We start from the raw sequence: 13347 nt of genomic DNA, 5'->3' as shown, positions 1-13347 counted from the left end.
TCTGTGAGAGCGCGTAAACCTGCTATCGCTCGCACCCAGGAAAGCTATTGGTTGCTCGACGATCCAGAAGAAAGCTGCTTACCTTTGAAGCCAGCCTGCTCAATGGCTAGGAGGACTTCTTCTTCAGGCACAGGACAGCAGATTTCAGTCCCAACCACGGCTTCCCCAGCTTCATAGTCGACGTGGACGGCCAGTACTCTTGGAGCCGTTTTGATCGATTCGGCGAGGATGGAGGCACATCCTTCACACGTCATGCCTTCGATTTTGAATACGGCTTGATTCATATTCCCGGACAGAGTTGCATCGGCTGCCGTTCCCAGAAACAAGCCGACATAGCTTGGGAAGAAGAGAAAGGCGACCGCCAGCACCGTCACACCCCATAGCATGACTTTGTTCAAGGCCATCACGCTAAAGCGGTGTATGCCCGCCGGAGCACAGCAATCTTTCGCCTTCGCGCTTCCTGTGGGACAACAGTCGTATCCCACGTTGGCAGCCGCCTTCTTCGGGCGGTAGGTGAAGTAGAAAGCTGCTCCGAGAAATCCAAACGTGACAACCATGAACAGCGGGCGATACGTTTCCAGCATGGTGGCAATCCCGGCCCCTGAAACACCAACTGCCAGCAGAAGCAGCGGCAGCCAGCAGCACGCCGAGGCCATGATTGCGGAAACGAGTGTGCCAATCTTTGCGATCGTCTCACCTCGGCCTGTCGAGGACTTCGCCGTTGATGCAAGCGTCACCGTCGAGTCATTCATCTGCATTTCCTCTTGAGCGATTTGGATACCGTTCGTCACACTCCCCAGACAGCATGAACCGCTCGGATTGGAGGTCTCACAGTGACAGCCGGGGTCTTTCATCTTTGTCCGAATGTCTTCCAGAGCGTCGGAGCGCCCCTTCGTGCCAAGTTCTTCTTTGATGCTGCCAACCGAATGGCCGAAGCAGTAGCACAGTGGGCGCTCCCCGCTGGATTCCTTCACACCGACCGGAACTTTCAGTTGTGACTTTGTGAACCGGGTGTCTCCTTGCTCGGTGAAGTACACGACGTCGCAATCCTGCGATGGGCAAAACCGCCAGCCGGTGTCTTCTTTGATGGATGCGCAGCCTTCGCCTTCCGTAGCACAACAGGATCGACTGTCTGCTGTGAACTGTTCGGCCAAGTCGTCATCGAGCAAAGCGCCGATAGTTGATGCGCTCACTCGTTTGGCCTTGTATCCACAGGACGGACACTGAACCCTTTTCGTTGTCTCTCTCTGCTTGCTCATCACATCGTTGCTCCGTGTTGGTTCTCAATCGCGTTTGTCGCATGGGTGGTCTTCCTGTATTATCGGGGTTGCACCTAGGTGCAAGGTCAAGCGGGATTTGCGATTTCTTGCTCTTCCCTCGCGAAAGCCAGCGTTTCGCCGGTTCGGAACCGGCCCGTGGAGAATAGAAATGAGCAAGCGACTGACAATCAGCGAATTGGCGAAAGCCGCTGGCATCCCAGTAACGACTCTGCGCTACTACGAGCGAATCCGTCTCGTTGAACCGGAAGATCGCAGTTGCGGGAACTACCGACTCTACAGCGATCAATCGCTCAAGAAACTGAAGTTCATTCGAGCCGCGCAAGCCATTGGTTTCACACTCGAAGACGTCAAGTCACTGCTTGCCGATGGCGAAGGAAACGCACCAACATGCGGCAACGTTCGAGTACTGATCGAAGCTCGATTGACTGATGTTGAGGACCGACTCAAAGATTTGCGGCATGTTCGCAAGGTTTTGAAGTTGGCGCTGTCTCAATGTCGGGATCAAGAGCAAACGGATTGTTGCCAAATCGTTACGGGACTAAGAGCGAAATAGCAAGAGTTGGGCAGGCAGTATTTCCGACCTAGAAATCCAATGTGGGCAGTTCTCATTTGTGCCGCAAGCCCTCCTTTACGCCGACGACGCGATACGGCTTCGTCGTTTGTTGCTCGTCAAAAGAGTCGTCCGGTAGTATTTAATGGAGGTGTTCTCGGCGCACCAACGCAATTCGGGGTGCACTTCCTCTTTTGCAGATTTGATCAATCTCCTCTGCGAACTCGGGAGCCTGCGTCAGTCATCAGAGCGCGGCTACGAACGTCGCTAATTCATCGGTATCCCTCACTCCGATCGCGGTGACCAGCCGAGAGCCGACTTGCCAGGTTGCGGCGAGTTGACCGTCGAGTTGCGTGACCCGGCAGACTTTTTCTTGGCACTTGATGCTGACGCTCGGCTCGCCCTCGAACCAATCATCCATCTTGGACTTGTGTTCAAAAATCGCGACTTGCGTTTGATCATCACGCTGCCAAACCGCCTGGACACATTTGCAACACGGCATGTCCAACACCACCAGCTTGTCGCACGAGTATCCACTGGGAGGCGGATCAACATTGCGAGGTCGATATCCGACAAGTTGTACCGCTTCATCCACCGAAACGGTCTGGCCCGAGTATTGGGAGACAAGAAGCTCCTGCGCCACCAGTGGGCTTGAATCTAACAGTTGAGCGTAACTCACCAGCGGATCATGCGGATGGCTGGACGGTTGGAACATCCAGGCCATTCCGACGCCAATCAGCAACACGGCCGCCACCGCAAACACGCTCCATAATCGTCTCTGATCAAACCTAGAATTCGATTCTAGGTCGACGGTTTCGTGATTGTTGGCTGATTCAGGCAACCTTGGCTCTTTCAATTGAGCCGCAATCCGATCCCAAAGGTCGTGAGGCGGACGATCAGAAGAGAGGCTTCGAGCCGCGTCCGAAAGCATGCGAATGTCGGCCAATTGGTCCGAACATGGCGGACAGTTTTCTAAGTGGGATTCGACTTCAGCCCGCTCGTCGCGTCGTAACTCATGATCGAAATAGTGCGAGAGCAATTGCTCCACTTGTTGGCAATCCATCTGATTGCTCCATCGGAGAATCGAATTCGACCGATCAAGTGTCGGTCCATGGTTTTTGATGCCGTTCGTCCGCCACTTCTTCACGGGAAAACGGTGAACAAGAAAACAATCGCAATGAGAACAAGCCTGAGAAAAATCCGTGAAGAAGCAAGCGACTCGTTGCATCCAACTACCAGTAAAGCGAGCAAAGGCGGTTAAGTCTGCCTGAGCCGTTTGTTTCCCCAATCCCTGACGACTAGAGGTGGAAGTCATGTTATTGAAATCGGTAGCTGCTGGTGTTTTGTCGCTTGGTCTCTTTGGTGCAGCCGCACTTGGTTTGCCGGCAGCGGATGTCTCGCCAACGGCGACTCCGGCGGCGGTGTCACAGGTCGAAGCGGTTGATTCCTCGACCGAATTGGCTGGCAACACTTGCTGTGCAAAACGAGCTTACTGCTGCACTATCAAACGAAGTTGCTGCGGAAGTTCAGCGGTCGTCGAAAACGACAATTGAGCGTGATCGGGTGACCTGAAGAGATCGCCAGCGTCGTCGATAGACTGCTGGCGATCGTCGTATTCCAGTTCCTTTTGTTCGGGGGAGCATCCAATGAACACGGGCACAATCACCGCGACTCGACGAGGCTCGCGCAAACGACGAGGATCGCAAAAGCACGGCGCGATCCAAGCTCCTAACGAAGAGTCGCCACACGAGACGGCCGACGATTCAGGACTGCCCCGTGAAGTCGATCTTCTCAAACCCGACATATCGGCAGAGCAGCCCTGCAACTGCTGTATCGCCGCTGCGGTTCGCAGCCGTTGGTCATCCAGCGGCTACACGGCTCTGAAGCGGGTGGAGTGTCGCTGCGAGGACGGCGTCCTATTGATTCGCGGCACAGTGACCAGCTTTTACCACAAGCAAATGGCTCAGGAATTGGCCCGTTGCGTTGATGGAGTCAAGCACATCGTCAACGAACTAGAAGTATCGCCCCTTTGCAACACAAGTATGAATGAGCATGACAAGCGAGAAGATTGAAGTCGACGGATCAATGGCGACATCGGCGACCGTTGCCTATTTCTCGATGGAAATCGCGATTGATCCGGCAATGCCGACGTACAGCGGCGGACTGGGTGTGTTGGCGGGTGACACGTTGCGAGCCGCTGCGGACCTGAGCGTCCCGATGGTCGCCGTCTCGCTGCTGCATCGCCACGGGTATTTGTCACAATCCATCGACGGTGACGGTTGGCAGCACGAATCGTCTGTGGAGTGGGTGCCTACGGAGTTTTGCACAGAACATTCCGAGCGTGTTCAGGTTGCGATCGAGGACCGCACCGTCCATGTGCGGGCATGGCAATACGATGTCCATGACGGCGGTGGGCACGTCATTCCAGTCCTGTTGCTAGATACCGACCTAGACGAAAACTCGGCGGAAGATCGAACCCTTACGCACCGTCTTTACGGAGGCGACGAGAGTCATCGGCTGTGCCAGGAAGTTGTGCTCGGTATCGGTGGTATTCGTATGCTGCGTGCGTTGGGCTATCACCAGGTTGTCCAGTATCACATGAACGAGGGTCACGCCGCGCTGCTTGGCCTTGAACTGTTGGACGAGCGAGCCAAGAGTTTTGAAAGGGACGTTTTCACGAGCGACGATGTGAAGGCGGTGCGTCGCCAATGCGTCTTCACAACTCATACACCTGTGCCCGCCGGTCACGACCGATTCGACCTGAATCTCGTGGGGCGAGTTCTCGGTCGAACCGACCTATTCGACATGCATGAAGTGTTTTGCTGCAGCGGTGAGCTAAACATGACGTACCTCGCACTCAACCTCAGCCACTACGTCAACGGTGTTGCAAAAAAGCATGGCGAAGTCTCGCGGCAAATGCTGACGCCGAAGGACGCTGATCATCACTATCAGATCGACCACATCACCAATGGAGTTCACGCGCGAACTTGGGCAGCTCGATCGTTTGCCAATCTGTTTGACCAGTGGCTACCGGGTTGGCGTGAGGACAGTGCAAGCCTTCGCGGAGCGGTTGCCATTCCCGAGAACGAAGTATGGCAGGCCCACCAGGCGGCCAAGCTTGATTTGATTGACGAGATCAACTCACGCCAATCAATCGCGTTTGATCCAGAAACGCTAACGATTGGGTTTGCCCGTCGTGCAACGGCGTACAAGCGGGCGAATTTAATGGTGAGCGATCCCGGCAGGCTTCGCCAAATCGCGGAGGAACACGGACCGCTGCAATTGGTCTTTGCGGGCAAGGCGCATCCCCGCGACGAAGAGGGCAAGCGATTGATACAGCAAATCGTACGCATGAAAGACACCCTCACTCCAGAAATCAAAATCGTCTATCTCGAAAACTACGACTGGGAGCTGGCTCGCCTGCTGGTTGCTGGCGTCGATGTTTGGCTCAACACGCCCCAGCCTCCACTGGAAGCGTCTGGGACGAGCGGAATGAAGGCGGCGATCAACGGCGTTCCCAGCCTGAGCATCCTGGATGGCTGGTGGATCGAAGGGTGCGTCGATGGCGTAACTGGTTGGTCGTTTGGCGATGCATCGCCAGCCAAACCGGGCGATGCCCAGCGATTTCACGATGACGCTGCCGCCCTGTACGGAAAGCTCGACGAAGTTGTTGCCCCGATGTATTACCGCAACCGCGATGGATGGGTGCGAATCATGTCGCACGCGATCGCGTTGAACGGCTCACATTTCAACACTCAGCGGATGGTCCAACAGTATGTGCTGAAGGCTTATTACAAGTCGTAAGGATCGCGAGCGACCATGAAGAAAATCATCCAAGGAGACTTATCATGCAACGCATCTTTCACCCAACCGATTTTTCTTGCGGCGGAGAGTCGGCTTTTGTTCATGCGTTGAAGCTGGCAGTCAATGCCAACGCTTTGCTCGAAGTGCTGCATGTGGATCGGCATCCGGAACAGGTGACATGGGACGATTTTCCCCGAGTGCGCGAAACACTTTCGCAGTGGGGCCTGTTGCCCGATTGGGCACTACCTGAAGACGTTGGCCGCTTGGGGATTGGCGTTCACAAGGTGTTGTTGGCTGGCAATGATCCCGTCAGCGAAATACTGAAGCATTTGAATGTTCATCGCCCAGACTTGATTGTCATCGCAACGCATCATCGTGAGGGAATTGACCGATGGCTGCACCAAGACATGTCAAAAAAGATCGCACGCTCATCCCATACGAGTTGTCTGTTCGTCCCACACGGTGCCGACGGTTTCGTTAACGGTCATGACGCCCACGTCGAACTGCGAAACATCGTTGTTCCAGTCGCATCGACGCCCGACGCTGCCGAAGCCATTGCCCAGTCTTGGGCGCTAGCCAATTCGCTTGAATGCAAGTCCGTCTCGGCAACTCTTGTTCATGTCGGCGAGAACGAGAACGCGCTTAGGAACGTGACGATTCCAGACATCGACGGTTGGACATGGGAGCTTATCAAGGAAGACGGCGATCCGGCAACTCAGATTCTTAAAACGGCCGATGAACGCGGGGCCGATTTGATTGCGTTATCGACACAAGGTCACCACGGCTTTCTCGATGCCCTTCGCGGTAGCACGTCAGACCAAGTCGTGCAGAAAGCATCATGCCCGATCCTTGCGGTCCCCGTGGAATGGCATGGGGAGTAAGAACCAAATCTCCATCCATAGTGAACGCAGTGTTTACCTGGTTTATTCGCAAAACATTCCAAACCGGCTGAATACCTGGACGTGATTTAGCATCCAATTCGTAGTTCAACAACCAATCTCAAACTCCCGGAAAAACCAATGTCTGAACAAAAGACTCCACCCAAAGCGGACACGGAGCGGGCGACAGAATTTGAATGCCATGCCCCCGAGGCTCAAAAGGTCTTTTTGGCTGGTTCCTTCAATGAGTGGAATCCCGAGGCGACACCGATGGACAAGACCAACAACGGGAAATGGACGGCCAAGCTCAAACTGGAGCCGGGACACTACGAATTCAAGTTTGTCGTCGATGGCGATTGGTGCTGCGAAGCCAACTGCCATGCGAGCGGAGAATGCCCGCAATGTGTACCCAATGACTTTGGAACCATGAATCGCGTTTGCGAAGTCGCCTGATCAAGTCTCACCACATTTACGATCGAGAATACGATGAACTACCAACGAAACCGACTCGTCCGCGTCGTGATCGCGGTTCTCATTGGTTTGCCACTGACCTCCATAGCGATGACCCAGGAACCGAATGCCGCAACCGATGACGTTGATGTGCGGTACTTTCAAAAGAAGCTGGAGCTGGCGAAACACGATCTGGATACGGCGCTGAAAGCCAACCGCCGTATCCCCAATATGAACTCAAAGCTGTCGATGCTAAGGCTTGAGAACCAGGTGGCCTACGCGACGAAGTTGCTTCAGCAGGCGGGAAAGCAGACGGATCACGACCTGCACAAGAGTCATTTGCAATCAGTCAAAAATGACGTTGTCCTCGCCGAGCAACAACTCGCTTGGGCAAAGAAGGTAACGGGCTATCTTCGTGAAGACGAACTGAAGCGGTTGGAACTCAACGCCCAGTTCGCGAGACTGGCGTTGGAAAGGGCTGAACAGCCCGAAATCACAGCCGATCCGATGCAGCACTTGCAATGGCAGATCGACCGATTGCGATCTGAATTGCTGAGCTTGCAGGTCGAGTTTGAACGCACACGGTCGGGACACTAGAAACTGGCAATCCAATGATACAGAAGACAATCCAGTCGCATTGCCGTCACTGTGGTACGGATGTGAGGTCAATACCGCGCGGACGCCCATTGCAGGGACCAAGTTGGGAGCAGGACGATGGCAAGCCACGGCCGCTAGGCGTTGCATGGCTGGAGCCGGAACAAGCGTACAACTTCGCCATCCATGCAGGCAATGCTCGCAGCGTCACGCTGTTGATGTACCTCAAAGACGAATTGCGCGTTCCATGGCACTCCGTCGAACTTGATCCGCTGAAGAACAAGTCGGGGCCGATTTGGCACTGCCGTGTCCCCATCTCTGAAGCGGGCGATGCGGAATACTACGCTTACCAAGTCGATGGCCCCGTCGAGGATTCCGCTCTGCCCTGGCACGCCTTTGACCCTGAAAAGGTTTTGCTCGACCCGTACTCACGCAGCATTTTCTTCCCGGATTGCTTCAACCGCGAAGCAGCTCGCTCGCCCGGTTCCAATGCGGGGCGTTCTCCGCTGGGGCGGCTGGATGTGTGCCGTTGTCCGTTTGACTGGGGTGATGAGCCGAGGATTCGGCATGGTTCGGATTTGGTGATCTACGAGATGCACGTGCGTGGATTCACACGCGATCCCTCTTCAGATGTTGATCCGAGCAACCGCGGCACGTTCGCTGGCGTCGTGGAAAAAATTCCGTACCTCAAGGAGCTTGGCGTCACCGCGGTTGAACTGATGCCGGTCTTTCAATTCGATCCGGAAGACAACAACTATTGGGGCTACATGCCGCTCAACTTCTTCTCGCCCCATCACGCCTACTCGTCTCACCACTCGTCTTGCGAGCAACACAGCCAGTTTCGCGAGATGGTTCGTGAGCTGCACGCGGCCAAAATCGAAGTCATCTTGGACGTCGTCTACAACCACACATGCGAAGGCGATCATCGCGGGCCGACCTACAGTTACCGTGGAATCGACAACGACGTCTATTACGTAGCCTCAAGTGATCCCGCCTCGCCCTATGCAAATTTCAGCGGCACCGGCAACACCCTCGACACGTCGCATCCCACCGTCCGGTCGCTCATCGTCGATAGCCTGCGATACTGGGCAAAGGAAATGCATGTCGACGGATTTCGTTTCGATCTCGCGTCGGTCTTTTCAAGGGACTCGGAAGGCAACATCAATCTGCAACAGCCACCACTTTTCGATCAGATTGCGAGTGATCCCGATTTGGCCAACGTCCGCCTGATTGCTGAACCCTGGGATGCCGCCGGGCTGTACCAATTGGGCAGCTCGTTCCCCGGTCAGACTTGGATGCAGTGGAACGGTCGCTATTGTGACACGTTGCAACGCTTCGTTCGAGGCGATGATGGCATGGTGCCGGACCTGATGACCAGGTTGTATGGAAGCAGTGACTTATTTCCTGATCACCCTTCACAGTCATTCCGGCCATTCCAGAGCATCAACTACGTCACATCGCACGATGGCTTCACGCTTTATGACGTCGTCGCCTACAACGACAAGCACAACGAAGCCAATGGCCAAAACAACCACGATGGTCCGAATGAATACAGCTCCAACAACGGCTGGGAAGGCGACGCTGACGCTCCCCAATCCGTGCGAGACTTACGCAAACGTCAAGTCAAGAACTTCTGTTGTCTGTTAATGCTTTCGGCTGGGACGCCGATGTTCCGCATGGGCGACGAATTCATGCAAACGCAGGGCGGCAACAACAATCCCTACAACCAAGACAACGAAACGAGTTGGCTTGACTGGCATCGACTCGAATCCAACCAAGAAGTGTTTCGCTTCTTCAAGCAGATGATCGCCTTCCGGAAAAAGCATCCGTCCATCGGACGATCGACGTTTTGGCGAGAAGATATCCGATGGTTTGGTGCCGAAGATCCGAACATCGACATGTCGGCTCAGTCGCATGGGTTGGCATATCACTTGCGAGATTCACGGAACTCGGGCTGCGATCTTTACGTGATGGTCAACGGCTCGAAAGATTCACGTCACTTTGTTGTGCATCCACGAGATCGCGATTGGCAAAGGGTGATCGACACTTCGCTGCCCAGTCCACTCGATATCCAGTGCGAAGAATCCAGCCCGGTCCTCAACCAGCACGCCTACCGCGTCAATCCACGCAGCGTCGTTGTCTTGCAGCAATTCACGTCACACACAGGAGATACACAACGATGAAAACTTATCTACTTTGGCTGACAATGGTTGTCGCGTCTGCAACCAATGCCGCCGCAAAAGATTGGTCCGACTCGACCGGACATTACAGCATCACCGGTGAAATGATCGCTTTTAGTGACTCGACTGTGGTGCTTAAGAAGGCCAACAGCGATCTGGTGGCCGTGCCCTTGGAAAAGCTGTCAAAGCAGGACCAGGAATACGTTGATACGGAAGCATCAAAGCTAGGCCAATCGACCGGAAGCACGCAAGTTTGGACGCTGAAGTCTGGCTTGAAAATGCCGGGCCGAATCGTTGGCTTTGACAAGCATCCGGTCGTGATCCAACGACGACTCGGGCGCGTCTACGTCAACAACCGCCGGTTCGACAAGATGCCTGGTGTTTACCGAGCCATTATCCCCAAGATAGTGGAGCACTTCACAGGCGAAGAAATCGCTGGTGAGAAAGAGCTTGAGCAATGGGCGAAGAAACTCAAAGGCGAGCCTCGCACGTTTGAATGTGCCGGAGTGATGATTGAGCTAGAGGATGGCGATTTGTATTGCGCGCCGTTCTTCCTGTTCACTGATAAGGTCGTCAGCGTGCTCAAGCCAGGCTGGGAGCGTTGGCTGGCGGCCAAAGAGGACTATGAAGCGAAAGAGCAGGAATCATTCCTCGCGCACGCCCAGGCCGAAGCCTATCAACGCCAACAAATGCGAGCAGGGCAAATACAGCAGTTGCAACTCAACCTGCAAGCCTACGACGCGGGCGTGTTCGATCTCTGGGAAGTCACCATGGAGCCACCGCCGGGCGTCTACGGCATGACACTGAGTGTCGTCGTTCCGGCTCGCAACAACATTCAAGCTGCCCAAATCGCAAAGCATCAAAATCCGAACTACGTCGTCGGCCCAATGCGAGTTGTGCCAAGGAGGAATTGAAAGCCAAGCGTAAGTACCCTTTGATGGCAGCTTGAAAGTGACTGTCGCAGGGGGCCTACGCAATTAACCGTTTGATACTTACGGCAACCTCAACGTCGAGAGCTACGGAATGCATAACGCCGGCTTCTGACGCTTGCCTCTTTGCACCGGGCGTCTGCTCGGCTCGATGTTAGTCAGTGGCCGACGACGACTGGCGAGCGATTGGCGACTCTCTGCACGCTGCTGATCTAGCAGCCGACTTTCACACTCGTTTGACGAGCGGATCGTCAAGTCGTGGGCGTGTTGGTATGCTAATTGCCTGTTTTGCGGCTGGCTATGCAAGAATGACAGGACAATGCGTTAAGCATATGTCGATAAACTGGACTGGTCGTCAGGCTAACTCTAGCCTACAATATATTTGATTTCTTCCAGATTAAGAAAAACCAACTGACACAATGTTTCGGCTGCTTTTATTATCGTTTATCGCATTGCGAGTTGTCGCGTGCCCGGTGTTTTGCCTGGGTGCGTTTGACGATCGTTTTGCAAGCGATGTGGCAGTTGTGCGTCATTCTTGCGGCTGTTCTGGTGAACAGAACTCGCCTTGCGATGACGATGGCGTTCCACCGGCCGATTCACCTTGCCCCTGCGAAACGGGATGCGAGTGTCAGGTCACGCCTGAGCTGAACCATCGGACGATTGTTGATTTTCAGCTCGCCGTGGAGCTAGCTCCGCTGAGTTTGGAAACACTTAATCTCTCAGAGGTCTTGGTTTCTCGATTCGAGCATCAGCCGCGTCCACTGGATCTCTTGACGGGTCGCTCGGTGCGCGTTGCGCACTCTTCTTGGCTGCTCTAAGCCGCGACTAGGTCTCTTCGTTTGCTGACTGGCGAACTCGGTTTGTAACTCCGGCTACGGATGTGCACGCTTGGTTTCTCCCTTCTGGTCGGCTGCGATTTTGATCTTGGTATGCGTTCGCAGTGGTTGCGTGCGCTGCTTGCACCGTCTCTAGCCAGCAAGGTTTTCCAATGAGTCATCCGATTGCCGATGCGCCGAGAAAAAGTCCTCGGCAAGAACCCGTGAAGCCGTCCGTCAACGGACACAAGGTTCCCGCCGCCGAAACTAAAATTACTCAGGACGCCGAATCAAAACCTCGTGGTCCCATTCGCCGCGGCATCTCGTTGGTGCTAGGAAGTATCGGGCCGACACTCGTATTGGCTGGGTTCGCTGCCGTGTTTTGGTATGGGCATCACAACGATTGGCGGATTCCTAAGTTCGCCGCGTTGACCGGTGATGTCGAGCCGGTTGTCGATGATTGGTGTGAAGAACATGCGGTTCCGGAGTCCATTTGCGTCGAGTGTGATCCGACGTTGATGGCCAAGGGGCCTGACTACGGTTGGTGCAGCGTTCATGGTGTTCACAATTGCACGCTCGACCATCCCGATGTTGCTCAGCTCAAGGAAACGCCAACGGTTCCGGTCGAAGATTTGGAACGTGCCGCTCGTGCGTTGGCGATTGCGCCTCGCAAAGAAAACAACAGTGCTTGCGAGGTCTACCAGTCACGAATTCAGTTCGCTTCGATCGAGTCGGTTCAACAGGCTGGCGTCGATGTTGAACTGGTCGAGCGTGCCCCGATCACCGAGTCGATCGTTGGTAACGGAGAAATTATCTACGATCCAACGCGACAGGCGAGCATGGCGTCGCGGGTGCCGGGAAGCGTTTGGAAGGTCACCAAGAATGTGGGCGATCCGGTGGAGGTTGGTGAAGTTCTGGCGGTGATTGACGCGGCGGGAGTTGGTGACATCAAAACGGACTTACTGCGGGCGTTGGCGGAACAAAAACTTCAACAGCAAAACGTTTCGCGATTGAGCAGCGCTCGCGCCGCGATTGCCGGTTCCCGAATCTTGGATGCGAACGCGGCGTTGGCGAAAGCTCAGGCGGACGTCTTGGCGGCGGAGCAATCGCTGCGGAATTTGGGACTGCCCGCAGAAGTCGGTGAGTTGCAGGGCCTGTCGGAACAACAGGTGCTCGATCGCTTGCGATTGCTGGGGATTCCGGACGAACTTCGGGCGCAGTTGAACAGTCGAACCGTCACGTCAAACCTGCTGCCGATTCGATCGCCGATCCAAGGTGTCGTGGTTCAGCGGAGTGTTTCCGCGGGCGAGGTCGTTGATCCGACGCGGATTCTTTTTCAGGTCGCCGACGTTCGACAAATGTGGTTGACGTTGAACATTCCGCTGGAAAGCTCCGAGCAGTTGGCGATCGGTCAGCCTGTCGAGTTTCGCGCCGACGGGAGCCGCGAAGTCGTCAGCGGAACCTTGGATTGGATTAGCACTTCGGCAGACAACACGACGCGGATGTTGCAGGTTCGAGCCGTGTTGGATAACTCGGACGGACGTCTTCGCAACGAAACCTTTGGGATGGGCGAAGTGATCCTGCGACAAGAGTCCGAAGCGATCGTGATCCCAACCGGCTCCTCTCACTGGGAAGGTTGTTGCCAAGTCGTCTTCGTCCGCGACAAGGACTACTTCGCCAGCCCCGACAGCTACAAGGTTTTCCATGTCCGCTCGGTTCGATTGGGAGCGGTCAATGGCGATGTGACAGAAATCATTTCGGGTGTGTTACCGGGCGAAGTGATCGCGACCGACGGCAGCGACGTGCTGCGGGCACAACTTCTCAAGAACAACCTTGGTGCAGGCTGCGACTGCGTCGCCGAATAAAG

12 protein-coding genes are annotated in these 13347 nt (G+C 55.0%); 10 read left to right on the top strand and 2 right to left on the bottom strand.

Annotated features, from left to right (window positions below):
- Nucleotides 1-44: 44 nt before the first annotated feature.
- Entirely contained in the window at nucleotides 45-1259 is a 1215-nt protein-coding gene (locus tag RE6C_RS13305) for a mercuric transporter MerT family protein (RefSeq protein ID WP_081605641.1), read from the bottom strand.
- A gap of 169 nt (nucleotides 1260-1428) precedes the next feature.
- Here RE6C_RS13305 and RE6C_RS13300 point away from each other — a divergent pair, with 169 nt between their 5' ends.
- A complete protein-coding gene (locus RE6C_RS13300; RefSeq protein WP_008657291.1) occupies nucleotides 1429-1833 on the top strand; it encodes a MerR family transcriptional regulator in 405 nt (134 codons plus the stop codon).
- A 241-nt stretch (nucleotides 1834-2074) separates the two neighbouring features.
- Here RE6C_RS13300 and RE6C_RS13295 read toward each other — a convergent pair whose 3' ends face one another.
- Nucleotides 2075-2893 (bottom strand): anti-sigma factor, encoded by an 819-nt coding sequence (locus RE6C_RS13295; protein ID WP_160167204.1) that lies wholly within the window; start codon nucleotides 2891-2893, stop codon nucleotides 2075-2077.
- Nucleotides 2894-3143: 250 nt separating this feature from the next.
- Between RE6C_RS13295 and RE6C_RS31640 the strand changes: the two genes are divergently transcribed.
- From RE6C_RS31640 to RE6C_RS13250, 9 genes are all read left to right on the top strand, one after another.
- Nucleotides 3144-3383: a hypothetical protein gene (locus RE6C_RS31640; RefSeq protein WP_144054745.1), complete on the top strand. Its 240-nt coding sequence runs from the start codon at nucleotides 3144-3146 to the stop codon at nucleotides 3381-3383.
- A 93-nt stretch (nucleotides 3384-3476) separates the two neighbouring features.
- The gene (locus RE6C_RS13290) at nucleotides 3477-3902 is read left to right on the top strand and encodes a BON domain-containing protein (RefSeq protein ID WP_008657287.1); all 426 of its coding nucleotides are present in this window, start codon (nucleotides 3477-3479) and stop codon (nucleotides 3900-3902) included.
- Entirely contained in the window at nucleotides 3877-5634 is a 1758-nt protein-coding gene (gene glgP / locus RE6C_RS13285) for an alpha-glucan family phosphorylase (RefSeq protein WP_236618186.1), read from the top strand. The genes RE6C_RS13290 and glgP overlap by 26 nt, the downstream gene beginning before the upstream one ends.
- Before the next feature lie 44 nt (nucleotides 5635-5678).
- The gene (locus tag RE6C_RS13280) at nucleotides 5679-6515 is read left to right on the top strand and encodes a universal stress protein (protein WP_081605640.1); all 837 of its coding nucleotides are present in this window, start codon (nucleotides 5679-5681) and stop codon (nucleotides 6513-6515) included.
- A gap of 138 nt (nucleotides 6516-6653) precedes the next feature.
- Nucleotides 6654-6965, top strand: a complete 312-nt coding sequence (locus RE6C_RS13275) for a glycogen-binding domain-containing protein (protein ID WP_008657278.1) — start codon at nucleotides 6654-6656, stop codon at nucleotides 6963-6965.
- Between the two features lie 33 nt (nucleotides 6966-6998).
- Nucleotides 6999-7559 carry a hypothetical protein gene (locus RE6C_RS13270; RefSeq protein ID WP_008657277.1) on the top strand — a complete coding sequence of 187 codons (561 nt, stop codon included), beginning with the start codon at nucleotides 6999-7001 and terminating at the stop codon, nucleotides 7557-7559.
- An 89-nt stretch (nucleotides 7560-7648) separates the two neighbouring features.
- The gene (locus RE6C_RS13265; protein ID WP_008657275.1) at nucleotides 7649-9739 is read left to right on the top strand and encodes a glycogen debranching protein; all 2091 of its coding nucleotides are present in this window, start codon (nucleotides 7649-7651) and stop codon (nucleotides 9737-9739) included.
- A complete protein-coding gene (locus RE6C_RS13260) occupies nucleotides 9736-10650 on the top strand; it encodes an SHD1 domain-containing protein (RefSeq protein ID WP_039961963.1) in 915 nt (304 codons plus the stop codon). The genes RE6C_RS13265 and RE6C_RS13260 overlap by 4 nt, the downstream gene beginning before the upstream one ends.
- Before the next feature lie 1003 nt (nucleotides 10651-11653).
- Nucleotides 11654-13345 carry an efflux RND transporter periplasmic adaptor subunit gene (locus tag RE6C_RS13250; protein ID WP_008657270.1) on the top strand — a complete coding sequence of 564 codons (1692 nt, stop codon included), beginning with the start codon at nucleotides 11654-11656 and terminating at the stop codon, nucleotides 13343-13345.
- Nucleotides 13346-13347: the final 2 nt, after the last annotated feature.

The sequence above is a fragment of the Rhodopirellula europaea 6C genome, from assembly GCF_000338295.1.
Classification (GTDB): Bacteria; Planctomycetota; Planctomycetia; order Pirellulales; family Pirellulaceae; genus Rhodopirellula; species Rhodopirellula europaea.
Note: the sequence above shows the minus strand (reverse complement) of the source record. Positions and strands in the feature narration are given on the sequence as shown.